A 23,871-nucleotide genomic window follows, 5' to 3' on the forward strand; every position below is an offset into this window, starting at 1 on the left:
GCCCCGGTCAGAGTGGGTGACGTACCGAGAAGACAACGACACGGACCGCCCTGGGGGACCCGCAATGAGCTCCAGCACCACTGCCCGCACCGCCCGTCGCCGCACCCTGCGCATGGCCGCCGCGGTTCTGACCGCAGCCGCCGGCCTCACCCTGACCGCCTGCTCCGGCTCGGACGCCACCGGTACCAAGCCCGCGGCCCACGCGGAATCGGGCAAGGCCGCCGCCGAGTCCAGCGGCGCCGGCTCCTCCGCCGGAGTGCAGGACTCCGATGGCAAGGCGGGCTCCGATGCCAAGACCGGCACCAAGCCGGGCGCCGCGGGCAAGCAGTCGGGCAGCACGAATGCCGCCAAGGCGAATACGGGATCCCCGGTGCGCACCCAGAAGCTGGTGGACGGCAGCACGGCCAAGATCTACGACCTCGGCTCCCAGCGCTACCGCGCCGAGATCGTCAGCGAGGGTTCGGTCGTGGCCACGATGGAGACGACGGGGCAGGACGCCGACGCCGGGCTCGACGCCAACGGTATGTACGTCGTGCTCACGATGGGCGGCGAAATCCATTCCTGGATGGGCGGCGAGCACCAGGGACCGGGCACCTTCACGCTCGCGGGCGGCTGGAAGGCCAAGGTCACGAAGGTCGGCGAGCTGCGCTACCGCGCGCAGATCACCGGCTTCGAGGGCGTGGCCGCCACGTTGGAGACGAAGGGGCACGACGTCGGGGTCGACGCCAACGGCGTGTACATCGTGCTGAGCGCCGGCGGTGTGATCAGCGCCCACAAGTAAGACCTGCCCGGCCGGCCCTGGCTCTCCGAACATGCGGTGTGCGCCCTCCCCGAGCTGTCCGCCTCGGGGCAGACGGCAGACGGCAGACGGCAGACGGTAACCGGTCACCGGGCGGTGAGTGCCACCCCGCTCCCACAAGGGCTGCGAGCAACCCGTCGGACGGGCCCTGGTCGCCCCGGGCCCTAGTCGCCCCGGGCCGGGGGCGCTTCGCCGGGGGCGAAGGTGACGACGAGATCGGCGCGGTCCCGGCCGGCCGCCACGGTACGGGCGTTGGCCTCGTCCGAGGTGCGGACGAAGCGTTCGGCGTCGTCGCGCGGGCGGCCGAAGCGCGCGTGCCGGTCGACCAACCGCCGCACCCGTTCCGGGGTGCCCAGGTCGACGTACCAGACCTCGTCGAGCAGCGCGCGGACGGGGGCCCACGGCGCGGAGTCGAGAAGAAGGTAGTTGCCCTCGGTGACCACCAACGGGATGTGCGGCGCCACGGGGATGCTCCCGGCGACGGGCTCCTCCAGACGGCGGTCGAAGGCCGGGGCGTAGACGGCGGAGTCCGGCTCCGGGGAGCGCAGGCGGGCCAGCAGGGCCGCGTAACCGGCGGCGTCGAAGGTGTCCGGTGCGCCCTTGCGCCCGGTTCGGCCCAGGCGGCGCAGCTCCGCCCCGGCGAGATGGAAGCCGTCCATCGGGACGAGCACGGCCTCGCCGTCCAGCTCCGCCACCAGATGCGCGGCGAGGGTGGACTTACCCGCGCCGGGCGGCCCGGCGATGCCGAGCAGACGGCGGCGGCCGGGGTGCGCGGAGGCGGCGAGCCGGCGGGCGCGGGACAGCAGGTCCTGGGGATCCATGATGGGTCCATCGTGCCCGATCGGCCGCCGGACGACGGTGGCCGCACACCGGGCGACCCATCGGCCGCCCCGCACCGGGCTGTCCGGAAGCCGTACGCGGAGCAACGCCAGGACGGGAGAGCGGGGTTCGGGAGCGCCGCGGCCGGCCACCGGTGACCGCCGGTCGCGGCGCCGCGGTGTCAGCCGGCGGCGCCCAGCCGCCACAGGGACGTGACCTCGGCCGCGCGCGCCACATGGAGCGGGTCGGAGGCATCGCGGGCGCGGGGGTGCCGGGGCGTGATGTCGAGCCGGTCCAGGACCGTGAGGCCGCCCCGGGCAAAGGCGTCCAGCAGCTCGTCGTGCGGCCGCAGTCCGAGGTGTTCGGCCAGGTCGGAGAGGATCAGCCAGCCTTCACCGCCCGGTTCCAGATGCGCGGCCAGGCCGCCCAGGAAGCCGTGCAGCATCCGGTTGCCCGGGTCGTACACCGCGCGCTCCACCGGGGACGTCGGCTTGGCGGGCACCCAGGGAGGATTGCAGACGACCAGCGGGGCGCGGTCGGCCGGGAAGAGGTCGGCCTCGACCACCTCCACCTGGCCGGCGACGCCCAGCCGTTCGGTGTTCTCGCGGGCACACGCCAGCGCGCGAGGGTCCTGGTCGGTGGCCACGATCCGGCGCACGCCGCGCCGTGCCAGCACCGCGGCCAGCACGCCCGTACCGGTGCCGATGTCGAACGCCAGCTCCCGGCCGGGCAGCGGCGCCTCGGCCACCAGGTCGACGTATTCCCCGCGGGCGGGGGAGAAGACGCCGTAGTGCGGATGGATCCGGTCGCCGCCCAGCGCCGGGATCTCGACGCCCTTGCGGCGCCATTCGTTGGCGCCGATGAGGGCGAGCAGTTCGCGCAGGGACAGGACGGAGCCGGCGGGTTCGGGATCCGCGGCCCCCTGTTCCGGCGGCGGGCCGTACGCCCTGGTGCAGGCCTCGCGGACCTCGGGCGCGCGGTGCAGCGGGACGGCGTAGGACGCGTCGAGCGGGACCAGCAGCATGCCCAGGATGCGGGCGCGCTGGTTCTGGGCGGCGCGGTGCAGGTGGAACGCCTGGGTGACGTCGGCCGGTGGTGTCCTGCGCGGCCGGCGGTCGATACGGCGGGCCAGCGCCGTCAGCAGCTGGCGGGCGTTGTGGAAATCGCCGCGCCACAGGAGCGCCGTGCCTTCGCAGGCGAGCTTGTAGGCGTCGTCGGCCTTGGTGCGGTCGTCCGCGACGACGATCCGGCGGGGCGGCGGGGAGCCGTTCTCGGAACGCCAATGGGCGGAGTGGGCCGCGTCGGACTCGGTCCATGCGACGACCGGCGCAGAGTTCACCGAAATGTGCCTCGTGTCAGTGGTTCGGTCCCTCCTGGCGGAGGGTGACGGTCGACTTTACTCCGTGCCGGGGCCGGACCCGCCTCCGCTGTCGCCCGCACCGGGGCGGGAGCACGATGGAGGCAGAGCCCGAATCGAGCCATGGCATCGCGCCGACCGGCTCCGTGGTGGTCTGGGGGCGTCAATGACGGACGAGAGCGGCCTTCCGGTCATCGTCGCCGTGGACGGATCCGGGGACAGCGAGCGGGCGCTGCGCTGGGCGGGGGAGGCGGCGCGGCTGCGGTCCGCGGCGCTCCAGGTGGTCCATGTCTGGCCGTACGCCACCGCCGCGCGGATCGCCGACGACGACGGGGGCGGCGACCCGGTGCTGGACGAGCTGCGCGCGCAGCCGCTGACCTGGGGCCTGCCGGGCATCGAGTTCCGCAGCCTCAGCGGGCTGACCGCCACCCAGCTGCCCGCACTCGGCGCGGAGGCGCAGCTGCTCGTCCTGGGCTCGCGCGGCAGGGGCGGCTTCGCCAGTCTGCTGCTCGGCTCGAACGGCCTGGCCTGCGCCGCTCAGTCGGCCTGCCCGGTCGTGGTGGTGCCCCGTCCCGACCGCGGCGGTGCCCGGCGCGACGAGGGCGGGGGAGCACCGCCGGCCGTCGCGCAGGTGACCGTGGGCGTGGACGCCTCGTCCGAGGAGCCCGGTGCGATCGGCTTCGCGTTCGCCGAGGCGAGCCGTCGAGGTGCCCTGCTCAGGGTCGTCTCCGGCTATTCCTGGCCGCTGCTGATGCCGCCGGCGTTCGAGTACGTCGCGGCCAGCGAGGCCACCCAGCAGCAGTACGAGGACGCGCTCGGCACCCAGCTGGCAGCCGCCCTCGCCCCGCACCGGGTGCGTCACCCGGAGGTCGATGTGCGGGTGGAGCTGCGGGCCGCGGACGCCGCCGGTCAGCTGGTGGCGGCGTCCGAGGACAGTGAACTGGTCGTGGTCGCACGGCGCCGCCGGAGGCTGCCGGTCGGCCGGCGGCTGGGGACGGTGGCGCATGCCGTGCTGCTGCACGCGCTCTGCCCGATCGCGGTCGTCCCGGAAGCGGAGGGGCCAGAGGGAGCGGGGCGGGAAGGGGAAGCGGAGGGGACGGGCGAGGTGGGGCGGGACCAGCCGTAGCCCGGGGGCCGGCGACGGTCGACCGGGGCGGGGCGCGGCCGCCTGCCGGTGGCTCAGTGGGCGGCCGTGCGGCGCTCCGGGCGTCGCATCACGAACACCGCCGCCGACCCCGCAGCGAAGAGGGCGAACACCGACAGCGCGGTGCTCACCCAGGACGTGCCGAGCCACTGCCCGCCGAAGTACCCCAGGCTCACGCTGTACGCCGCCCAGACCAGGCCGGCCAGCGCGGACCAGGGGAGGAACTCGCGGACCGTACGGTGCGCGACGCCGGCGCCGAGGCTGACGACCGAGCGTCCGGCGGGCGCGAAGCGGGCCAGGACGACGATGCCGCCGCCCCCGCGGGTGAGGGCCGCGCCGAGACGTTCCTGCGCGGCGGAGAGCCGGCGGGAGCGGCCGATGGCCTGGTCGAAGCGGTCGCCGCCGCGCCAGGCCAGACGGTAGGCGACCATGTCGCCGAGCACCGAGGCCGTCGCCGCGCAGAGCACCAGGGAGGCCATTTCGGCCAGGTGCGTCCCACCGTGGACGGAGGCGGCACGCACCGGGTCGACCACGTCGGCGGCGGTGCCGCTGCCGGCCGCGGTGGTGGCCGCGGCGATCACCAAAACCCCGCTGGGCAGGATCGGCACGAAGACGTCCAGGACGACGGAGAGGCCGACGACCACATATACCCAGGGGGTGCCACTGAGGGACCCCAGGTTCTCCAACAACGTGCCACTCCCGGTCCGGACCCCGCCGCGACGTCGCTCGGTGCGGCAGGGGCGGCTCTACAGCCATACAGCGTACGCCTGGCTTTGGAGGGTGCCTGACCTGGGGCGGCGGGTGTTGCGTAGGTCACGGGCCCGAGGTCGCGGGACCGCTGCGCACGCACGGCCCGTACGGCGGGTGTGCCGTACGGGCCGTGCGGATGCCGGAGCCGGCGGGGCTCCTTGGTCGTCGTGCCGCGATGTCAGGCGGCGCTCGGCTCGCGCTGCGCGGCCGGGGTCCGTACCGTCCCGCGGTCACCGAAGAAGAGGCCGTCCAGCGACCAGGCACCGGGGCCGACGAAGACGATCAGCAGGAACGTCCAGGAGAACATCGCGGCCGCCTCGCCGCCGTTCTGAATCGGCCACAGTGCCTGGCCCTGGTGGGCGGAGAAGTACGCGTACGCCATCGAGCCGGAGCTGATCAGCGCCGCCGGGCGGGTGCTGAGGCCGAGCATCACGAGGACGCCGCCGGCGAGCTGGATGACCGCGGCGTACCAGCCGGGCCAGGCGCCCGTGGGGACGGTGGCGCCGGTGCCCATGGCGCCACCGAGGACGCCGAAGAGCGAGCTCGCGCCGTGGCAGGCGAAGAGCAGCCCGACGACGACACGGAACAGCGCGAGTATGTGCGGTGTCGATCTCTGGGTGAGTGAGGTGAGCGGTGCGGACATGAGGTGACTCCTACGGTTTCTGGGGACGAGGGAACCGTTTGGAGGCATAGGTTAGGGGCACCTAATCAGTGCTTGCAAGTTCAACATTTCGCCGAACTGCCGGCCTCGCGACCGCCGCCCGGAGCGCGGCCCGCGCCACCGCGTCCGTATCGGCCAGCGTGACCGAGCCCACCCCGGGCCGCGCCCCCGCCGCCGTCACCCAGTGCACGCCCTCCGTCGGCACCCCGACCGCGAAACGCCGGGGATGACGCCGGCCGTCGGCCTCGACGAGATGGAACGGGCTCGGTGACACATCCAGCCCGCCGGTCCGGTACCCGTCCACGGTGTGCGGCCGGCCGCCCCCGTCGGCCAGCAGCCCGGCCAGCAGCCGGTCGGTGGTGCACCGCACGTCCGGCTCCGGCAGCCGCGCCTCTATCAGGGCCGTCGCCGTCACCCCGGACCCCGCGACGTCCGGAGAGTGGGCCGTGAACCCCGCCCCCCGGCCGTCGGGAACGCCGGGTCGCACCTCCATGCGGGGCCCGACCACGTCCAGCACCCCGGCCTCCATCAGCGCCGTCAGCTCCTCTATCCGGCGCCGAGGCGGACCGATGGACAAGAAGGCGTTGAGCGGCGTGTACCAGCGGTCGAGATGGTCGCGGTGGGAGGCGCCCCGCAGCCCGCCGTGGTCGACGATCTGCCGCAGCTCGTTGCGCAGATCCCGCAGCACGTCCAACGCCGCCTTGACCGGGCCCGCGACGTTGCCGCGCCGGGCGTCCGCGACGTCCTGCCGCAGCCGCGCCAGCAGCCAGTCCCGGTAGGCGGCGGGGCCCGCGAAGTGCCGCCCGGCATGCGGCCGGGAGATCCGGTCCCAGTCCCAGCGCTCGGCCGGTGCGATCCCGAACGCATCGAGGGCGGCGGCCTCTTCGGGGCTGCCGTGCGCACCGGCCAGGAACCGCCTGCGGAACCGGTCCCGCACCGCGGCGCCGCGGCGCGTGCGGTGCACCAGCAGCGTCTCGTAATAGACCGTCTCCACCTCCTTGGCCACCAGGGGCCACACCTCCGTCAGGAAGTCGGGCAGATCGCCGGCGGCGGCCCGCTTGCGGAAGGCGGCTATCACGTCCGCGGTGAGCAGCAGCGGCAGATGACGGCCGTGCGCGCCCTTCTCGTTGTCGCCGCGCGCGTGGTACGGGACGCCGCGCCGGGAACCCGCGTACAGCCGGGGCTCGCGCCCGGACGGCCGGTAGGCCAACGCACCGTCGGCGCCCCGGTCGAACCGCCCGCCGCGGGCCGTCGTCAGCAGCGCCATGTGATCGAAGAAGTTCAACCCGAGTCCGCGCAGCAGTACCGGGCTGCCCGGGGCCAGCGCCGACAGCTCCGCGGTCAGATCGGCGGGGTTGGCGGGCGGGAGATACCGCAGACCGTGCCCGGCGGCGTAGTCGGCGAACCGCTGCTGCTCCGGGCCGGCCGCCGCCGGCAGATGCCCCTGGGCGAGGACCACCGCGCCCAGGCCGTGCAGCGTGTGCCCGTCGTCCAGGTGGAGCGACTGCGTACCGTCGGGCGCCTCTGTCAGACGCACCGCACGCGCGCGGTGCACCAGGACCGCCACCGTGTCGGGGGCGGTGCGCACCACCTCGCGGTGGAACCACTCCAGATAGCGGCCGTACAGCGCGCGCCCCGGGTAGTCGTCCGGGCCGACGTCGCAGCCCTCCCAGGCGTGCAGGCTCGGCCCGGTGCGGATCGGTCCGGCGCACTCCACGCTCGCGTCGGTGAACAGGGTGACCTGCGACGCCACGGTGTTCATCAGGAGCTCGGGCGCCTGGGCGGTGCGCCACACCTGGCCGGGGCCGGGCGGCGCGGGGTCGATCACATGCACGGTCGGACGGGCACCGGGGGCCAGTTCGGCGGCCGAGGCGCAGATCCGCTCCAGCACACTCGTGCCACGCGGCCCCGCGCCGACGACGGCGATGGCGGGACGGGCGCAGCGGTCGGCGATGTGGTCGGCGGCCAAGAGGGGCACTCCCTGGGGCGGCGGGGCGGAACGTGCGCCCCATCATCACCGCACGACCCCGGGGCCCGGCACCCGGGTGGGCACCGCAATTCCGCGGGATCCGCCCGGCGCCGGGCGGTCTGCTGGCGCCAACCGCCCGGACCGTCCCTTACCTCTGCAACCAGCGCACCAGCGACCGAAACCCACCAGACCGGCCCAGGTCGCGCGCTGCCCGTCCGTCCGCCCGTCGCCCGTCCGTCCGCCCGCCCGTCCGCCCGTCCGCCCGTCCGGCCACACGGCCGGGCGGGCGGGCGGATGCCGTCCCACCTCACCGGGCGGCGGGCGCGTGCCGCACCGGGAGGGTTCAGCAGCCGTCGAGGATCTTCTTCAGCGCGGCCTTCTCCGCGGCGTCCGCCGTCATGCCGTACGTGTGCTTCACCGACACCCACATCCGGGCGTACTCACAGTGGTACGAGGTCTTCGACGGCAGCCACTTGGCCGGGTCCTTGTCGCCCTTGGCCTGGTTGACGTTGTCCGTGACCGCGATCAGCTGGGAGTGCGTCAGGTCGTTGGCGAGCTCCTGGCGGCGAGCCGTCGTCCACTGTGCGGCGCCGGACTTCCACGCCTCCGACAGCGGTACGACATGGTCGATGTCCAGGTCGGACGCCTGGGTCCAGGTCGCCCCGTCGTACGCCGAGACCCACTTGCCGCTCACCGCGGCGCAGCCGCCGTCCTGCTGCACATCCGTGCCGTCCCGCTTGAGGACGACCTCGCGGGTGTTGCAGTTCTTTCCCTGGTCGATCCAGTGCGGGAACTTGTCGCGGCTGTATCCGTCCTGCGGGCCCTCGGCCTGCTCCTTGATCTGGGTGAGGTAGGTGCGGGCGGTGGCCGCGTCCGGGGGGCTGGGCGGGGCGGCCTGGGCGGACTGGCCGCTCAGCAGCAGCGTGCAGACCAGCGCCGTGGCCGCGCCCGCGGCGATGGATGCTCGACGCGCGTAGACCTTTGCCATCGAAACTCCCTTGGTGTGGGGGGGAAGTTGCCGTGCGGTGCGGGCCCATGGTGGCGATGTGGGGTTTCCACCGAGTGGGCTCCAGGTAACAGAGTGACGACATGCCCACGTCAGTTCAAGGGTCTGGCGGTGCGGGCTGACGACCCGCCATGAATGTCTCGGGGCACGCCGGTTGGGACACTCCCGCGGATGCGCCCCCCTACAGTGATCGCGTGCTGCTGCCGGTGAACGTCACCCTCGGGGTCGTGCTCGTCGTCCTGCTGGCCGCCGCGGTGGGCGTCGCCGCCGTGGCGCGTCTGGGCCATGCCCGGGCCATCGCCTTCGCGGGCCTGCGGGCCGCCGCCCAGTTGGCGGCCGTCTCGTACCTCATCGGCTGGGTGGTCCGGGCACTTCCCTGGCTGGTGTGTTTCCTCGGGCTGATGTTCGCGGTGGCGGTACGCACCGCGGGCCGCCGGATCACCCAGAACCGCACCTGGTGGTGGGCCGCCCTGCCGATCGGCGTCGGGGTCGCGCCGGTCGTCGGCCTGCTGCTGCTCACCGGCCTTCTCCCGCCGCGCGGCCTCACCCTCATCCCCGTCACCGGCATCCTCATCGGCGGCGCGCTGACCGCCACCGTCCTCGGCGGGCGGCGCGCGTTGGACGAGCTGGAGACCCGGCACGGGGAGTTCGAGGCGGGGCTGGCGCTCGGGCTGCTGGACCGCGAGGCGCGGATGGAGGTGGCCCGTCCGGCCGCGTCGGACGCGCTGCTTCCGGGGCTGGACCAGACCCGGACCGTGGGGTTGGTCACACTCCCCGGCGCCTTCGTCGGGATGCTGCTGGGCGGCGCCTCGCCCGTACAGGCCGGTGCGGTGCAGCTGTTCGTGCTGGTCGCCCTGCTCGCGGTGCAGGCCACGGCCTGTGCGACGGTGCTGGAACTGGTCGCGTGCGGACGGATGCACCGCGTACCCTTGACGGCAGCAGAAGGGGAGTAGCTCTCTGCCGGACCGTCGACATACTGCCCGCCCACCCGAGTGCGCCTCGCGCGGACCCAACGGGAGGGGCGAGCCGGCGCCCGGAGCCCGATACGCAAGCGTCGGGCCAGCGAGACCTTCGGCCGCAGTGTTCGACGCTGCCGTGCCGAAGCGATCCCTTTCCCGGGCCCCTTTCGGTGCGGCCCGACCGATCGAGGTATCCACCCCGTGTTCAGCTTCACCATCGCCGCCGTGGTGTTCGGCGTCGTCTTCCTTGCCGAGCTGCCCGACAAGACCGCCCTCGCGGGCCTGATGCTCGGCACCCGCTACCGGGCCTCCTACGTCTTCGTCGGCGTCGCCGCCGCCTTCCTGGTGCACGTCGCGCTCGCCATCGCCGCGGGCAGCGTGCTCACCCTGCTCCCGCACCGCCTCGTCCAAGCGGTGGTCGGGGTGCTCTTCCTGGCGGGTGCCGCCGTCCTGCTGTTCAAGAAGGACGACGACGAGGAAGAGGTGAAGAAGCCCGCCGACCAGAGCTTCTGGAAGGTCTCCGGGGCGGGCTTCATGATGATCCTGGTGGCCGAGTTCGGCGATCTGACCCAGATCATGACGGCCAACCTCGCGGCCCGTTACGACGACCCCGTCTCGGTCGGCGTCGGCGCCGTCCTGGCCCTGTGGGCCGTGGCCGGGCTGGGCATCCTGGGTGGCCGCACGCTGATGAAGTACGTACCGCTCAAGCTGATCACCAAGATCGCGGCGGCGGTGATGGTGCTGCTGGCGGCCTTCAGCCTGTACGAGGCGATCACGGGCTGAGGCATCACGGGCGGGCGCGGGCTCCTGCGCCCGGCCCGGGGCGTGGTGGTCCGCTCAGGCGGTGACGTGCAGGGCGATCAGGCCGTCCGTCCGCGTCTCGACGCGGAGGTGGGTCAGGTCGGGCACGTGGACGGTGGGTGCGAACGCGGCGGCCCGGTCGCCGACTCCGACGACCCGCATTCCTGCGGCCCGGCCGGCCATGATGCCCGCCTCGGAGTCCTCGAAGACGAGGCAGTCCTCGGGCCGGTGGCCCAGCTCGGCGGCGCCCTTGAGGAAGCCCTCGGGATCGGGCTTGCTGGCGCTGACGCCCTCTGCGGTGACGCGTACCGGCGGCATGGTCAGCCCGGCCGCGCCCATCCGGGCGTCGGAGAGCGCGACGTCGGCGGAGGTCACCAGGGCGTGCGGCAGTCCGGCTATCGCGTCCATGAAGGCGGGCGCGCCGGGGACCGGCACCACGCCGTCCGTGTCGGCGGTCTCCTGTGCCAGCATCCGGCGGTTGTCCGCGTGGTTGCGCTCCATCGGGCGGTCCGGGAGCAGCGCGGCCATGGTGGCCCAGCCCTGGCGCCCGTGCACGACCTTGAGCACCTCGTCCGCGTCCAGCTTCTGCTCGGCCGCCCAGCGGCGCCAGCAGCGCTCGACGACGGCCTCGGAATTCACGATGGTGCTGTCCATGTCCAGCAGCAGGGCGCGGGCGGTGAGCGTGGTGGTGGCCGGCATCGGCGGGCTCCTGAGCGCTACGGGCGGACGGGGCGGGCGCAACGCGGCGCACCGGAAACAAGCGGCTCCGCCCGCCGGTCAGGGAAAGCGGGCGGAACCACTTTGTTTCTACACGATACAAAACGGTCCGGGGTGCCGACAACCGCCCCTGGTCACCATCGGTGTCCGCCCCGTGTGCCGGCCCCGGCCGGCGACCCGCTACGGCTCTTCGGTCCGCGACTCCAGCGACGCCCGGGTCCGCTCCCCGTAGACCCCGCCGGCGTCGCCCGTCACCCCGTACGCCCCCTGAAAGCGGGACACCGCGTCCCGAACGTCCGCGCCGTACCGGCCGTCGGCGCGGCCCGGATAGCCGCCCAGCTGCCGCAGCCGGTCCTGAAGCTCCACCACCTCCGGGCCGCTCGACCCCTCGCGCAGCACGATCGGGCCGGTCGGCGCGGCGCTCGGCTGCCCGGCGGGGGCCTCGCCGACGCTGCCGGCGGCCCGGGTGGGGGAAGGCGGGCGCGGCGCCGGCGTCCGGTGGAGTGTGAGCGTGTTCCCGGGGGCCGGGCGGGCTCCGGCGCGCCGTGACGGCGCCCGGTCGGTGGGTGGTGGGGCGGGGGCGCCGGTCGCGGAGGGGCGCGGGCCGCCCTGCGTGGGGACGGCGGCGGTGGGTGCGGCCGTGCCCTGGTCGGGCGGCGCGGCCCGGTCCCGCCCACCGCCGGACAGGGCGTCGCCGCCGGTCAGGACCGCGGCGGCGGCCAGCGCCGCCCCGGCGGCCGCCAGCACGGCCGGTAAGGAGCGTTTGCGAGGGGCCGGCCGGCCGGCTGGGGCGGGCGGCGGTTCGTCGGACGAGTCGACCGTCCTGGAAGTGGGGCCCGCGCGGCCTGGCCGGGGGGCGACGGGCGGCGCCGCAGGGGCGGGAGAGCCCAGGCCCCGAGGCGTATCAGGGGGCGTCGGTAACTCCCCTTCCCACCACCCGGCGGGCGCGTCCGCGGCCCCGTCCCGGGTCTCCCCCGCATCGCTCAGCGACACATAGGGCCGGACGTGCAGCGGGTCGAAGTCCTCGGCGCCGACCGCCGCGCACAGGCAGGTCGAACGGCCGTCGCCCCGCACGGGGGCAAAGCAGTGCGGGCAGGTCTGGGCCGTCACGAATGGTCGCCTCCAAGGAGCCGCGGAGCCCTCGAACAGGCAGCGATTATCCAGAGCCCGCACGGGTCTGCACAGGGACCGCGGGACATCCGCCGCGCATCCCCCGGGTGTCCGTCGGGCGGCGGAGGGGGCCGGACCGGTCTCGGCGGGCCATATCGGGTCGAACCCACCACGATGGAGAGGACGTGAAGGGCGGGACGCCCCCTGCGAGGGGCGTCCCGAACGGAGGGAGACGCATATGGCGCAGGACATCGGCGCTCCGGTCATACCCGGCGAGGGCCGGTCCCAGCGGACGGTCCTCGTCGCCATCGGCGCGCTGCTGCTCGGCATGCTGATCGCGGCGCTCGATCAGACCATCGTCGCCACCGCACTGCCCACCATCGTCAGCGACCTCGGCGGCCTCGACCACCTCTCCTGGGTCGTCACCGCCTATCTCCTGGCCGCGACGGCCGCGACCCCGCTGTGGGGCAAGCTCGGCGACCAGTACGGCCGCAAGAAGCTGTTCCAGACCGCTATCGTGATCTTCCTGATCGGCTCGGTGCTGTGCGGCATCGCGCAGAACATGGGCGAGCTGATCGGCTTCCGTGCCCTCCAGGGCCTCGGCGGTGGCGGCCTGATCGTGCTGTCGATGGCGATCGTCGGCGACATCGTGCCGCCGCGGGAACGCGGCAAGTACCAGGGCCTGTTCGGCGCCGTCTTCGGCGGTACGAGCGTCCTGGGGCCGCTGCTGGGCGGGCTGTTCGTCGACCAGCTCAGCTGGCGCTGGGTCTTCTACATCAACGTCCCCGTCGGCATCGTCGCGCTGGCCGTCATCGCCGCCGTCCTGCACATCCCCCGCCGCCGCACCCCGCACCGGATCGACTACCTGGGCACCGTCCTGATCGCCGGCGTCGCCGCCTGCTTCGTCCTGATGACCTCGCTCGGGGGCGTGAGCTTCCCCTGGGGCTCCTGGCAGATCGTGGGCTTCGGGGTGGTGGGCGTCCTCCTGCTCGGCGCGTTCGTCCTGGTGGAGCGCCGCGCCGCGGAACCCGTCCTGCCGTTGCGGCTGTTCGCCCTGCGCACCTTCACCCTCTGCGCGGTCATCGGCTTCGTCATCGGCTTCGCGATGTTCGGTTCGATGACCTACCTGCCGACGTTCCTGCAGGTCGTGCAGGGTATCTCGCCGACCCTGTCCGGTGTGCACATGCTGCCGATGGTGCTGGGCATGCTGCTGTCGTCCACCGGCTCCGGGCAGATCGTCTCCCGCACCGGCCGCTACAAGGTCTTCCCGATCGCCGGTACGGCCGTGGTGGCCGTCGGCCTGCTGCTGCTCCACCGGCTCGACCCGGCCACCGGCGTCGCCGAAATGAGCGCCTACTTCTTCGTCTTCGGCTTCGGACTCGGCCTGGTCATGCAGGTCCTGGTACTCATCGTGCAGAACGCCGTGCCCTACCAGGACCTCGGCGTCGCCACCTCCGGTGCCACCTTCTTCCGTTCCATCGGCGCCTCGTTCGGCGTCTCCCTCTTCGGCACCGTTTTCGCCAACAAGCTCGGCCCGCGGATCGCCGACGTCCTCGCCGGGCACCGACTGCCGGCCGGCGTCGATCCGTCGAGGATCGCCGAGGACCCGCGGACCGTCGGCCGCCTCCCGGCCCGTCAGGCGGCCGACGTCCTCAACGCCTACTCGCTCTCCATCACCGACGTCTTCCTCTACGCCGTCCCGGTCGTCCTCGTCGCCTTCACACTGGCCTGGTTCCTCAAGGAGGAACCGCTGCGCCGCAGCGTCACCGCGCCCGAGACCAGCGAGGTGCTCTCCTCCAACCCCGTCGAGCGCTCCTCGCGCGACGAATGCGCCCGCGCGCTGTCCAAACTGGGCAGCGTCGAAGGCCGCAAGCACATCTACGAGAGGATCACCGCGCGGGCCGGCCTCGACCTCAAACCGGCCGCCAGCTGGTTGGTGCTGCGCATCCACCGCTACGGCTCGGTGGAGGCGGCCCTGCTCGCCGAACGCACCAATGTGCCGCTCGGTGTGGTCACCGAGGCCACCCGCCAGCTGGAGGAGCGCGGCCTCGCCGAACGGGAGGGGCTGATGCTGCTGCTCACCGACCTCGGACGCGAGACGGCCGACCGCCTTTCGGCCGCCCGCCAGGAGTCACTGGCGGAACTGCTGGGCGACTGGTGGACCAAGGACCGCCCCACCGACCTGACCCTGCTCGTCCGTGAGCTGACGGCGGAACTGTGCGGCTCGGACGGGGAGGAGCCGCACAACGGCGACGCCCGACAGAGCGCGCCGCGCAGCCCGCGCAGAGTGCAGCGGCCGCCCGGTGTGGCGAACTGAGGTCCTGGCGGGCCGGCGGTGACGGACGACCGGCCGCCTCACCCCCGCGCCCCGCCGGCCGTGGCCAGCCGCTTCTCGAAGAAGATCTCCGCATAGTCGTCGTCGTGGTACGGCGGGATCTCGCCGAAGCCGTGCCGCCGGTAGAACGCGACCGCCTCCACCAGATCCAGCCGGGTGTCCAGCCGGATGCGCTCGGCGCCCATCCCTGCCGCGGCCGACTCGGCGGCCAGGAGCAGCCGGCCGGCGCCGCCCGCCCCGCGGTGCCCGAGCCGGACGAAGAGCTGCTTGAGCTCGGCGGTCCGCCCGTCCAGCAGCCGTACCCCCGCACACCCGGCGGCCCTCGCACCGAGCCGGGCGACCAGCAGCACGCCGTCGGGAGGCGTCAGATGGTCCTTCGGGTACTCCGCCAGCCCCTGCTCGATCTCCTCGGGCGTGGCGCGGCGGTCCTCGTGCAAGGTGAAATAGCGGTCGGCGACCTCGGTGTAGTACTCCCGCAACAGTGCCCAGGCGTCCGGCGAGTCGAAGGGCTCGGCGGAGACGGCCCAGGGGGCGGGGAGGGCGGTGGTGTCGCTCATGACGGCATTGTCGGCACGGGTGGACAGCGCCGTCCACGGCATTTCGGGGGCGGCGGCCGGTGGGACGGTTCCGGCGTGCGGTGGGTGTGCCGCTTGCGGTGGCGGCGGATCCCCGCGACATGCCCGACGGCCGCCGCGAACACGGCGCGGTCGGTCCGGAGAACGGCTTCTGGCCGCTTCCTCACCCCCGCGACGACGCCCGGCGGGGCGGGTGTCCACGACACCCGCCCCGCCGTCGCACGCTCAGCCCTTCCTCGGGCCCGCCTGCTGCACCACCTCGAAGGACCACAGGGTGGACCCGGACGCGGCGGGCTTGGGCCGTTCGCCGCCCTCGCCGCCACCGCCCTGGTGGGCGGCCTTCATCGGGCCCTCCATCCATGCCTGGAAGGACTCCTCGTCCCGCCAGCGGGTGTAGACGAGGTACTGGTCGGTGCCCTCCACGGGGCGCAGCAGCTCGAACCACTCGAAGCCGTCCGAGGAGTCGACCGTCCCGGCACGCGCCCCGAACCGCTGTTCCAGGACCTCCCGCTGCTCGGCCGGCACGGTCAGGACGTTGATCTTTACCACGCTGGGCACATGACACCTCTCACACAACGGACGCCGCACCGGCGCCCTCACCTTGAGTCCGTGTGTGCAGTCTCTTACATCCGCCCTCCCAGGCGACGCGGGGACGCCTCGCAGAACGTCACCGGTGACCAGACGGCGATCAAGGCCATCACGCGAGCGGGGTCTCTCACCGGTCGACTCCTGCTGCGCGCCCCGTGCTCTCCTGCGGGCCGGCGCACGGGAGTTGCCCGTCCCGCAGGGACGACGAAGCCCCGCCCGGTGCTGCGGGCGGGGCCGGTCGTGCGAGGGTTTCGACGGAGAGGCCGAATGTGCGCGGTACGGCCCCGCGCACCGGTATTCCGGGACTCGTCCGAACACTGCGCCGTGGTGCTGCCGGAGAAATGGAACAGCACCACGGCACGGGCGCTGTGTCAGTGGTTGACGCAGGTGTTCCCGAACGTCGGGTTCAGAAGGCCGACGATGTTGATGGAGTTTCCGCACGCGTTGACGGGAATGTGGATCGGGGCCTGGATCACGTTGCCCGAGACGACGCCGGGCGAGTTCACGGCGGCACCCTGAGCACCGGAGTCGGCGAGGGCGGGCGTGGCGAGGACGCCAAGAAGAGCGGTGGTTCCGAGGGAGACAGCAGCGATGCGGCGCATGGGAATTCCCTTTCGAAGCCCGGCAATTGACGGTGGCTCGGCGGCTGGGTCGAGTCGCCCGATTGATTGCCCGGGCCACCATATGAACATGCGCTGATCACCCGAAGGGGGAGGGGGTCGAACACCGTCCCGTACGAACCCGTCCCGGCCCGTACGGGAGCGGAAGGGCTCACCCGTGCAGCTTCAACCCCTTGGTGATCTTGTCGATGATGCCGCGCGGCCCGTACACGGCGAGGCCCACCAGATCCAGTTCGTCCGCGGCCACCGCCCGGACCGCCGCCCGGTTGTCGTCGTCGTTGCCGCTGCGGAACATCTCGGCGGTGTAGACGGCGGTCGGGATGCCGCGGCTGAGGGCGCGAGCGTGCGTGCGGGCCAGGGATCCGGCATCGGCGGCGTAGCAGAGCACCGGCTCGCGCAGGAGCGCCAGATAGTCGTTCCCGGAGGCGTCCTCGTAGCGCTTGCCCATGATGTCGTCACTGGCGTGGGCGATGCCGCTCGCCAGGAAGGAGGTGACGTTGAGTTTCTGCCAGACGGCGAGGTCGTCGCGGACGATCACGGCGATCTTGGTGGCGAAGCGCGGTGCGGGGGTTCGGGTGGCGTCGGTCTCCGCGGCGGGCGCGGCCGCGGTGGGCGTGGCTGAAGCGGTCATGAAGGCAGTCTTGTCCGGCATCCGGACCGCTGTCTTGAACGCTGGTGCGGCGCCGCACACTGGAGCGATGAGCCGGCAGTCGGATGCGCACGACGGACAGGGCGACGGCGACTGGGCGCGGTACTGGCGTGACCCGGACCGCCCCCTGGAAGCGATGCATGCGCACTTCGTCCGGCACGTCTTCCACCCGCACAGCCACGACGCGTACTCGTTCGCCGTGACCGAGACCGGGGCCCAGCGCTTCACCTGCCGCGGCGCCGGCCACACCAGCGCCGCCGGCATGGTCATGGCGTTCAACCCGGACGATCCGCACGACGGGGAGTCGGCCGTCGAATTCGGCTTCACCTACCGGATCATGCACATCGGCCCCGATGTCGTCCGCGACGTCCTCGACGATGTCACCGACGGCCGCGGCGCCATGCCGCTCTTCGCCCAGCCGGTGGTCGACGATCCGGTGCTGGCGCAGGCTCTCCGCAGGCTGCACCCCGCACTGGTCGGCGCCGCGGACCCGCTCGTCCGGGAGGAGCGGCTCAGTGCCGCCGTCGAGGCCATGGTGCGGCGCAACGCCACCAGGAACGCCGGCCGGGCCGGGCCCCGGGAGCTGCCCGCCGGCGCGCAGACGCGGGCGGCCCGGCGGGCCCGCGATCTCCTGACGGCCGCCTGGGACCGGCCGCTGACCGCGCAGGAGCTGGCCGCCACGGCCGGCTGCAGCCGGTTCGCGCTCTACCGGGCGTTCCGCGCCGAATACGGCATGGCGCCCAGCGACTACCAGCGGCTGCTCCGGCTGCGCCGCGCCCGCACGCTGCTCGTCGCCGGCCGCTCCGCCGCCGATGCGGCGGGTGAGGCCGGCTTCGCGGACCAGGCGCACTTCCACCGCTGGTTCGTCCGCTGCTTCGGCATCACGCCGGGCGCCTACCGCCGGGCCGGCACCCCCTCGTGACGGACCGGGACCCGGACCGGGTCCCGGTCCCGCCGCGCGGCCGGGCAGCGGTCACGCCCGCGGCGCCGCCGGGGCTCCGCGCCGCCGGGCGCGCTGCCGCAGAACCGCCACCACGGCCGCCGCCGTCAGCAGCAGTGCGGTGGCGCCGCCCACCGTGAGGATCCAGGCGGGGGTGCCGCCCACCTTCCACAGCGCGTCCGTGTACCGGATCCGCTGGTAGGAGGTGTCGGTGGCGGTCGGTCGCAGCTCATGGTCGCCGGTGATCCGCTCGGGATGCGGAAAGCGCTGGTCGACGGCGGTCAGAAAGGCGCCGCGGGTACCGGCGAGGCGCCCCACCGCGGTCCGGGAGGGCTTGATCCGGCCCGCGAAGAAGACCTTCGGCGTGGACCCGCCGATGGCGCCGCGCGGCTCCATCCGGTGCGGCGCGAGGACGTAGAGCCCCAGTGACTGGGGGGTCCTGGCGAGGCGGGACAGCCGCATCGGGTAGATCAGTCGGTCGCTGGCGAAGGACAGTCGCAGCGGGTCGAGGGTGCCCCGCAGTGTGCCGCCCCGCTCGGCCGGGGCGAGCCGGACCGCGACGTACTCCCAGCGCTGCGCCACATACGGGCGCAGCGCGGTGGCGAGCGTGGACGGCAGCCGGAAGCCGTGGGAGGCGAGCCAGTCGCGCAGGGCCGCGGGGTCGTCGGCGGTCAGCCGGGCCACATCGAACGGGCCCAGGCGCTCCCGCCCGACGACGCCGACCCCGGGGCCGTGGGCGCCGGGAACGGGCGCCGCGGCGCCGTCCACGTCGCCGGAGCGGAACGGCCAGTCCTTGCTCCGGGGCCAGAAGTACCTGCGCGTGCGCTCGGCCGGTGCGGTGAGCGCGGCGAGTTCGTCGAACAGGCGGGAATCGCCCAGCTCGACCGTGGCACGGTGCGGCACCGGCATGATCCAGGCGGCGTCCCGGGCGTTCCCGTCGACCGTCAGGCTCATCACGATCTGCTCGTGGTGGCCGTCCCAGCGCACCGCCGAGGTCTCCCGGCCCACCGACAGGGCGGTCTTCGGGTCGACGACCATCGCGCCGCAGCCGCAGGCGTACGCCGGCCTGGCCAGCGACACCAGCTGCACGGCCAGCAGCAACAGCACCACCAGCAGGGCCCTGTGCCGCAGCGCTCCTCGGTGTTCCCTGGCCACGCCCACCGTCGTCCCCGTTCGCTCCCCGCCGGCCGGTGTGATCGGCAGCGGCAGAGACGGCGGGAGTGCGCGGGCGGTTCCCGTCCGGCCGCACCGGGGGTGTCCGTCCGGAACGCCGGGCGTCACGGGTGTCGCGGGTGTTGCGGGAGTCCGGGACGCCGGGTGTGGCGGGAGTCCGCAGCGTCGGGCGTCACGGTGCCGCAGCGTCCGCAGCGTCCGCAACGACGGATGCGCCCGGCGACGACCGCCGCCGGGCGCTGGGGATCAGGCCGCGGAACCGACCGCGGTCCCGCGGGAGGTGCCCGCGAGCTCGCGGGCCTCCGCCTCCGTCTCGACCGCAGGCGGCGAGCCGGGCAGCGGCCTGCGGGCGCTCTCGGACATCAGCCAGACGGCGATCCCGCCGATCACGGCCGCCGCCATCATGTAGTAGGCGGGCATCATCTTGTTCCCGGTCGCCCCGATGAGGGCGGTGACCACCAGGGGCGTCGTACCGCCGAAGAGCGAGACCGAGATGTTGAAGCCGATCGACAGCGAGCCGTAGCGCACCTTCGTCGGGAAGAGCGCGGGCAGGGTGGACGGCATCGTCGAGGTGAAGCACACCAGCAGCAGGCCCAGCGCGGCCATGCCCAGCGCGATGGCGACCAGCGAGCCCTGCCGGATCAGCAGCAGTGCCGGAACGGAGAGCACCAGGAAGCCCGCACAGCCCGCCGCGATCACCGGACGGCGCCCGAAGCGGTCGGCCAGCCTCCCCGCGAACGGCTGCACCCCCATCATCACGACCATCACGCCGAGCACGACCAGCAGCCCGTGCGTCTCGTCGTACTTCAGCTCCGAGGTCAGGTAGCTCGGCATGTACGACAGCAGCATGTAGTCGGTGACGTTGAAGACCAGGACCAGCCCGATGCACAGCAGCATCGACCGCCACTGACCGAAGATCATCTCGCGGACGCCGATCCGCTTCTCGGCCTCGCGGCGCGCCTTCTCCTTGGTCCGTGCGTCCTGCTCCAGCCGGGCGAAGGCCGGGGTCTCTTCCAGCCGCATCCGCAGGTAGAGGCCGATGATGCCCATCGGGCCCGCGATCAGGAACGGGATGCGCCAGCCCCACGCGTTGAGGTCGTGGGTGGACAGCAGTGCGGTCATCAGGGTGACCAGACCGGCGCCGCCGACGTATCCGGCCAGCGTGCCGAACTCCAGCCAGCTGCCGAGGAAGCCGCGCTTCTTGTCCGGCGCGTACTCGGCGATGAAGGTGGACGCACCGCCGTACTCACCGCCGGTGGAGAAGCCCTGCACCAGGCGGGCGACGAGCAGCAGGATGGGGGCCCCGACGCCGATGGTGGCGTAGGACGGGATCAGGCCGATGGCGAACGTGCCCGCCGCCATCATGATCATGGTGATCGCGAGGATCTTCTGCCGACCGATCCGGTCGCCGAGCGGGCCGAAGACCATGCCGCCGATGGGCCGCACCAGGAACGCCGCGGCGAACGCGCCGAACGTCGACAGCAACTGCGCGGTCGGATTCCCGGACGGGAAGAAGACATGCCCGAGGGTGACCGCGATGTAGCTGTAGACGCCGAAGTCGAACCACTCCATCGCATTGCCGAGGGCTGCCGCGGAGACCGCTCGCTTCACCATCGCGGGATCGACGACGGTGACCTCTTCCGCCGTCAGTTCCTCCGGCGCGGATGCGGCGTCGGTACGGCTGCGGCCGTGGGAAAGGGGCCCGGGTGCGACGGGGGACTTCGTCGGCACGTGTTCGCTCGCCTGCGCTTTCTTGGACGACTGCATGACCTCCCCCGTCATGGAGTGACGAGGGCAAAGGTCGACCATAGGGGCAGACCGGATCATCACGGACAGTGCACGGATGACCGCGCGGTCGGTCGTATACCCGCTCCTTGCTGGGCAAACGCGGGTTCCGAAAGTTTTCCACAGGGCCTCTGCCTGTGATCCTTCTCGCGGCGATCAGCCGCAACCATGACGCTCTGTGACCTGCGGCACGCACCCTGCGTCACCGTTTCCGGGCAGCGGAGCGGACGGCGGAAGCGAACAACGGTGGAAGCGGCCGCCGGAGACGGGTGGCAGAGACGGACGGCAGAGACGGCCGCCGGAGACGGGTGGCAGAGACGAATCGCCGGAAACGGACGGCAGCAGCGAACGAAGAGCGGACAGAAGAACGGACAGAAGAACGGACAGAAGAACGGCGCGGCGGTGCAGTGCACCGCCGCGCCGGCATGGATCGTCGCGTCCCTCAAGGATCGGCCATCCCCACACCCCCCGCCACCGGGCGGCGGCAGCGGGGTGTCTTCGCTACGGCAGCCACACCTCGTACGACAGCACTTCCCCCGAGGTGATGCGGAAGCCGGGCAGGTCCCTGGTGAAGGTGGTCTCGGTGCCCATCAGCCGTCCGGTCCGGGGGTCGAGGATCACCATCTGGCGGGTGGCGTCCATACCGCCGTCCGGTCCGTCGTACACATAGGCCTGGCCGCGCCGCCCCAGCCGGTCGCGGACCGTGCCCACCGGACGCAGTCCGTCCGCGTCGGCCAGCACCCGGACGACGGCCGCCGCCTCCCGTGGCCCCAGGGTCCATTGCTGGAGCAACGACGAGAGCGCCGTGAGCAGGTGCGGCGTCCCGCCGCCGGTGCCGCCGTACCGCGCCGCGAGCCGGCGGCGCAGCGCCTGCGGGTCGGCCGGCGGCGCGGTGCGGGCCGCGAGGTCGCGTCGCCCGGTGGGGAGGGCCGGATAGGTCCTGCGGTGCAGCACCTTGCCGCCGTGGACGGCGTGCCAACGGCCGCCGGTGCCGTCGATCACCGGACGGCCGGGGTGCCGGGGATCGGTGGCCACGACCAGTTCCGAGCCGCTGCCGTCGGCCCGCCATCGGGTCATGCGCTCCTCGGGCGCGGTGACGGGCGGTACGGGTCCGGGGCCCGGCTGCATGCTCAGGTTCCAGCTCTGCACATGGCTGCCCCGGTGCGGCCCGTCCGTGGGGCCGGCCGTCCGCGCCCGGTCCTGCGCCCTGCGGGCGAGTTCGGCCAACGGCAGCGCGGGGGCGCCGGCGTGCGGGGCCAGCGCCACGGGCATCGCCACGGCCCTGGCGGCCCCGGCGCCGGAGAAGGTGAACGCGAGCACCGCACCGAGGGCCAGGACCGCGGCCTCGGCCCGCAGCACGAGCCGCCGCCGGGCCCGCTTCGTCCGGGTGCTGAACAGCAGGCGGTTGAGCTCGCGTTCGGCGTGGGCGGGCAGCGGCCGGTCCCGCCAGGGCCCGTCGCCGGGCGGTGCGGGATCGGCCGCGCGCAGCAGATCCAGTTCGTCATGCATGGCGGTCGCCTCCTGCTCGTGCGGACACGGTCATCCGCATGCGGTCGATCTCGGCGCGCAGCCGCCGCCGCGCCCGGTGCAGCCGCATGGCCGCCGCGCTCTGCCCGCACCCCAGCGTCACCGCCAGTTCCTCGACGGACAGTTCCTCCCAGGCGGTCAGTCGCAGCACCTCCTGGTCGGCCGGTGACAGGCGCGCCAGCACGTCGTGCACCCAGGACCCGGGCCGCTCCGCGTCGGGGCTGTCCACCGTCTGCTTGCGGTGCGCCGCCTCGTGATGGCCGATCCGGTGGAGCAGCCGCCGGTAGCGCCCGAGTCCCCGCACCGTGTTGGCCATGCAGTTGCGGGCCACCCCGTACAGCCACGGCAGCGGGCTGTCGGGGAGTTCGGCGCGGCGTCTCCAGGCTATGGAGAAGACCTCCGCCACCACTTCCTCGACCTCGTGTGCCTGCCCGTCCAGCCGCCGCGCCACGAAGCGGCTCACCGCCCAGTAGTGCGCGCGGTAGGCCGCGGCGAAGGCGTCGTCCGTGCTCATGAACCGTTGGTGTCCGGCATGCCCCCGATCTTCACACCCCCCACCCGGTGAAGATGTGCGGGGCTCCGGACACCTACCGGGCATGACGGTCCTCACCCCAGCTCCCACACCCCGCACCGCCCGCCGCACGCCGCGGGCGGTGCAGTGGCTGACCACCACCGACCACAAGACCATCGGCACGCTCTACCTGGTCACCGCCTTCGCGTTCTTCTGCGTCGGCGGCCTGATGGCGCTGCTGATGCGCGCCGAACTGGCCCGCCCCGGCCACCAGATCCTGACGAACGAGCAGTTCAACCAGGCGTTCACGATGCATGGCACGATCATGCTGCTGATGTTCGCGACGCCGCTGTTCGCCGGATTCGCGAACTGGATCATGCCGCTGCAGATCGGCGCACCGGATGTCGCCTTTCCGCGGCTGAACATGTTCGCCTACTGGCTCTACCTCTTCGGCTCGCTGATCGCCGTCGGTGGCTTCCTCACCCCGCAAGGAGCCGCGGATTTCGGCTGGTTCGCCTATGCGCCGCTCAACGACGCGGTCCGCTCGCCGGGTGTCGGCGCCGATATGTGGATCATGGGCCTGGCGTTCTCCGGCTTCGGCACGATCCTCGGGTCGGTCAACTTCATCACCACGATCATCTGCATGCGCGCCCCGGGCATGACGATGTTCCGGATGCCGATCTTCACCTGGAACGTCCTGCTGACCGGTGTGCTGGTCCTGCTGGCCTTCCCGGTCCTGGCCGCCGCGCTGTTCGCCCTGGAGGCGGACCGTAAATTCGGTGCCCATGTATTCGACGCGGCAAATGGCGGAGCCCTGCTCTGGCAGCACCTCTTCTGGTTCTTCGGCCATCCAGAGGTGTACATCATCGCGCTGCCGTTCTTCGGCATCATTTCCGAGGTCATTCCGGTGTTCTCCCGGAAGCCGATGTTCGGTTACATCGGTCTGATCGCGGCGACGATTTCGATTGCCGGTCTCTCGGCCACGGTCTGGGCGCACCACATGTATGTGACGGGCGGCGTGCTGTTGCCGTTCTTCTCCTTCATGACGTTCCTGATCGCGGTCCCGACCGGCGTGA

At 73.0% G+C, this 23,871-nt stretch carries 22 protein-coding genes and 1 pseudogene; 7 read left to right on the top strand and 16 right to left on the bottom strand.

What is annotated here, in order from left to right; genetic code table 11:
• Positions 1-64: 64 nt before the first annotated feature.
• On the top strand, positions 65-781 hold the full coding sequence (locus tag ACGFML_RS12280) for a hypothetical protein (RefSeq protein WP_393542672.1): 717 nt from the start codon (positions 65-67) through the stop codon (positions 779-781).
• Positions 782-963: 182 nt separating this feature from the next.
• Here the strand turns inward: ACGFML_RS12280 and ACGFML_RS12285 are convergent, their stop codons facing one another.
• Complete coding sequence (locus ACGFML_RS12285; protein WP_393542674.1) at positions 964-1,620, bottom strand: nucleoside/nucleotide kinase family protein; 657 nt, start codon at positions 1,618-1,620, stop codon at positions 964-966.
• A 179-nt stretch (positions 1,621-1,799) separates the two neighbouring features.
• Positions 1,800-2,957 (bottom strand): methyltransferase, encoded by a 1,158-nt coding sequence (locus ACGFML_RS12290; protein WP_393542675.1) that lies wholly within the window; start codon positions 2,955-2,957, stop codon positions 1,800-1,802.
• 184 nt (positions 2,958-3,141) lie between these two features.
• Here ACGFML_RS12290 and ACGFML_RS12295 point away from each other — a divergent pair, with 184 nt between their 5' ends.
• Positions 3,142-4,101, top strand: coding sequence for a universal stress protein (locus ACGFML_RS12295; protein ID WP_393542676.1), 960 nt, complete (start codon positions 3,142-3,144; stop codon positions 4,099-4,101).
• Between the two features lie 53 nt (positions 4,102-4,154).
• Here the strand turns inward: ACGFML_RS12295 and ACGFML_RS12300 are convergent, their stop codons facing one another.
• From ACGFML_RS12300 to ACGFML_RS12315, 4 genes are all read right to left on the bottom strand, one after another.
• The gene (locus ACGFML_RS12300) at positions 4,155-4,808 is read right to left on the bottom strand and encodes a DedA family protein (RefSeq protein ID WP_393542677.1); all 654 of its coding nucleotides are present in this window, start codon (positions 4,806-4,808) and stop codon (positions 4,155-4,157) included.
• Between the two features lie 239 nt (positions 4,809-5,047).
• Entirely contained in the window at positions 5,048-5,512 is a 465-nt protein-coding gene (locus tag ACGFML_RS12305) for a DoxX family protein (RefSeq protein WP_393542678.1), read from the bottom strand.
• A gap of 61 nt (positions 5,513-5,573) precedes the next feature.
• A complete protein-coding gene (locus ACGFML_RS12310; RefSeq protein WP_393542679.1) occupies positions 5,574-7,499 on the bottom strand; it encodes an FAD/NAD(P)-binding protein in 1,926 nt (641 codons plus the stop codon).
• A 343-nt stretch (positions 7,500-7,842) separates the two neighbouring features.
• The gene (locus tag ACGFML_RS12315; RefSeq protein WP_393542680.1) at positions 7,843-8,487 is read right to left on the bottom strand and encodes an HNH endonuclease family protein; all 645 of its coding nucleotides are present in this window, start codon (positions 8,485-8,487) and stop codon (positions 7,843-7,845) included.
• A 212-nt stretch (positions 8,488-8,699) separates the two neighbouring features.
• Here ACGFML_RS12315 and ACGFML_RS12320 point away from each other — a divergent pair, with 212 nt between their 5' ends.
• Positions 8,700-9,458, top strand: coding sequence for an ABC transporter permease (locus tag ACGFML_RS12320; protein WP_393542681.1), 759 nt, complete (start codon positions 8,700-8,702; stop codon positions 9,456-9,458).
• A 207-nt stretch (positions 9,459-9,665) separates the two neighbouring features.
• Complete coding sequence (locus tag ACGFML_RS12325) at positions 9,666-10,247, top strand: TMEM165/GDT1 family protein (protein ID WP_393542683.1); 582 nt, start codon at positions 9,666-9,668, stop codon at positions 10,245-10,247.
• Positions 10,248-10,301: 54 nt separating this feature from the next.
• Here ACGFML_RS12325 and ACGFML_RS12330 read toward each other — a convergent pair whose 3' ends face one another.
• Positions 10,302-10,964 (bottom strand): HAD-IA family hydrolase, encoded by a 663-nt coding sequence (locus tag ACGFML_RS12330; RefSeq protein WP_393542684.1) that lies wholly within the window; start codon positions 10,962-10,964, stop codon positions 10,302-10,304.
• A 198-nt stretch (positions 10,965-11,162) separates the two neighbouring features.
• On the bottom strand, positions 11,163-11,729 hold the full coding sequence (locus ACGFML_RS12335; RefSeq protein ID WP_393542686.1) for a peptidoglycan-binding protein: 567 nt from the start codon (positions 11,727-11,729) through the stop codon (positions 11,163-11,165).
• 601 nt (positions 11,730-12,330) lie between these two features.
• Between ACGFML_RS12335 and ACGFML_RS12340 the strand changes: the two genes are divergently transcribed.
• Positions 12,331-14,409: a DHA2 family efflux MFS transporter permease subunit gene (locus ACGFML_RS12340; protein ID WP_393542688.1), complete on the top strand. Its 2,079-nt coding sequence runs from the start codon at positions 12,331-12,333 to the stop codon at positions 14,407-14,409.
• 38 nt (positions 14,410-14,447) lie between these two features.
• Here the strand turns inward: ACGFML_RS12340 and ACGFML_RS12345 are convergent, their stop codons facing one another.
• The 4 genes from ACGFML_RS12345 to ACGFML_RS12360 form a co-directional block, all read right to left on the bottom strand.
• On the bottom strand, positions 14,448-14,984 hold the full coding sequence (locus tag ACGFML_RS12345) for a GNAT family N-acetyltransferase (RefSeq protein WP_393542690.1): 537 nt from the start codon (positions 14,982-14,984) through the stop codon (positions 14,448-14,450).
• Positions 14,985-15,227: 243 nt separating this feature from the next.
• Complete coding sequence (locus ACGFML_RS12350; RefSeq protein WP_393542692.1) at positions 15,228-15,560, bottom strand: antibiotic biosynthesis monooxygenase family protein; 333 nt, start codon at positions 15,558-15,560, stop codon at positions 15,228-15,230.
• A 401-nt stretch (positions 15,561-15,961) separates the two neighbouring features.
• Entirely contained in the window at positions 15,962-16,192 is a 231-nt protein-coding gene (locus ACGFML_RS12355; RefSeq protein WP_393542694.1) for a chaplin, read from the bottom strand.
• A 169-nt stretch (positions 16,193-16,361) separates the two neighbouring features.
• Positions 16,362-16,841, bottom strand: coding sequence for a DUF2000 family protein (locus ACGFML_RS12360; RefSeq protein ID WP_393542696.1), 480 nt, complete (start codon positions 16,839-16,841; stop codon positions 16,362-16,364).
• 67 nt (positions 16,842-16,908) lie between these two features.
• Here ACGFML_RS12360 and ACGFML_RS12365 point away from each other — a divergent pair, with 67 nt between their 5' ends.
• The gene (locus ACGFML_RS12365; RefSeq protein WP_393542698.1) at positions 16,909-17,781 is read left to right on the top strand and encodes an AraC family transcriptional regulator; all 873 of its coding nucleotides are present in this window, start codon (positions 16,909-16,911) and stop codon (positions 17,779-17,781) included.
• A gap of 51 nt (positions 17,782-17,832) precedes the next feature.
• Here the strand turns inward: ACGFML_RS12365 and ACGFML_RS12370 are convergent, their stop codons facing one another.
• From ACGFML_RS12370 to ACGFML_RS12385, 4 genes are all read right to left on the bottom strand, one after another.
• A complete protein-coding gene (locus tag ACGFML_RS12370) occupies positions 17,833-18,954 on the bottom strand; it encodes a DUF2330 domain-containing protein (RefSeq protein ID WP_393542700.1) in 1,122 nt (373 codons plus the stop codon).
• A 264-nt stretch (positions 18,955-19,218) separates the two neighbouring features.
• Positions 19,219-20,754 carry a glycine betaine/L-proline transporter ProP gene (gene proP, locus ACGFML_RS12375; protein WP_393542702.1) on the bottom strand — a complete coding sequence of 512 codons (1,536 nt, stop codon included), beginning with the start codon at positions 20,752-20,754 and terminating at the stop codon, positions 19,219-19,221.
• Between the two features lie 504 nt (positions 20,755-21,258).
• Entirely contained in the window at positions 21,259-22,266 is a 1,008-nt protein-coding gene (locus ACGFML_RS12380) for a CU044_5270 family protein (RefSeq protein WP_393542704.1), read from the bottom strand.
• Positions 22,259-22,798 (bottom strand): RNA polymerase sigma factor, encoded by a 540-nt coding sequence (locus ACGFML_RS12385; RefSeq protein WP_393542706.1) that lies wholly within the window; start codon positions 22,796-22,798, stop codon positions 22,259-22,261. The genes ACGFML_RS12380 and ACGFML_RS12385 overlap by 8 nt, the downstream gene beginning before the upstream one ends.
• A 139-nt stretch (positions 22,799-22,937) precedes the next feature.
• Here ACGFML_RS12385 and ACGFML_RS12390 point away from each other — a divergent pair.
• A pseudogene (locus tag ACGFML_RS12390) lies at positions 22,938-23,871 on the top strand (cbb3-type cytochrome c oxidase subunit I); the annotation flags it as partial.

The organism is Streptomyces sp. NPDC048650, assembly GCF_043199095.1.
Classification (GTDB): Bacteria; Actinomycetota; Actinomycetes; order Streptomycetales; family Streptomycetaceae; genus Streptomyces.

Excerpts from the sequence above, each read along its gene's own strand:
- ACGFML_RS12280 (WP_393542672.1), top strand. The coding sequence starts at position 65 with ATGAGCTCCAGCACCACTGCCCGCACCGCCCGTCGCCGCACCCTGCGC.
- ACGFML_RS12285 (WP_393542674.1), bottom strand. The coding sequence starts at position 1,620 with ATGGATCCCCAGGACCTGCTGTCCCGCGCCCGCCGGCTCGCCGCCTCC.
- ACGFML_RS12295 (WP_393542676.1), top strand. The coding sequence starts at position 3,142 with ATGACGGACGAGAGCGGCCTTCCGGTCATCGTCGCCGTGGACGGATCC.
- ACGFML_RS12305 (WP_393542678.1), bottom strand. The coding sequence starts at position 5,512 with ATGTCCGCACCGCTCACCTCACTCACCCAGAGATCGACACCGCACATA.
- ACGFML_RS12315 (WP_393542680.1), bottom strand. The coding sequence starts at position 8,487 with ATGGCAAAGGTCTACGCGCGTCGAGCATCCATCGCCGCGGGCGCGGCC.
- ACGFML_RS12330 (WP_393542684.1), bottom strand. The coding sequence starts at position 10,964 with ATGCCGGCCACCACCACGCTCACCGCCCGCGCCCTGCTGCTGGACATG.
- ACGFML_RS12340 (WP_393542688.1), top strand. The coding sequence starts at position 12,331 with ATGGCGCAGGACATCGGCGCTCCGGTCATACCCGGCGAGGGCCGGTCC.
- ACGFML_RS12345 (WP_393542690.1), bottom strand. The coding sequence starts at position 14,984 with ATGAGCGACACCACCGCCCTCCCCGCCCCCTGGGCCGTCTCCGCCGAG.
- ACGFML_RS12355 (WP_393542694.1), bottom strand. The coding sequence starts at position 16,192 with ATGCGCCGCATCGCTGCTGTCTCCCTCGGAACCACCGCTCTTCTTGGC.
- ACGFML_RS12360 (WP_393542696.1), bottom strand. The coding sequence starts at position 16,841 with ATGACCGCTTCAGCCACGCCCACCGCGGCCGCGCCCGCCGCGGAGACC.
- ACGFML_RS12365 (WP_393542698.1), top strand. The coding sequence starts at position 16,909 with ATGAGCCGGCAGTCGGATGCGCACGACGGACAGGGCGACGGCGACTGG.
- proP (WP_393542702.1), bottom strand. The coding sequence starts at position 20,754 with ATGACGGGGGAGGTCATGCAGTCGTCCAAGAAAGCGCAGGCGAGCGAA.
- ACGFML_RS12380 (WP_393542704.1), bottom strand. The coding sequence starts at position 22,266 with ATGCATGACGAACTGGATCTGCTGCGCGCGGCCGATCCCGCACCGCCC.
- ACGFML_RS12385 (WP_393542706.1), bottom strand. The coding sequence starts at position 22,798 with ATGAGCACGGACGACGCCTTCGCCGCGGCCTACCGCGCGCACTACTGG.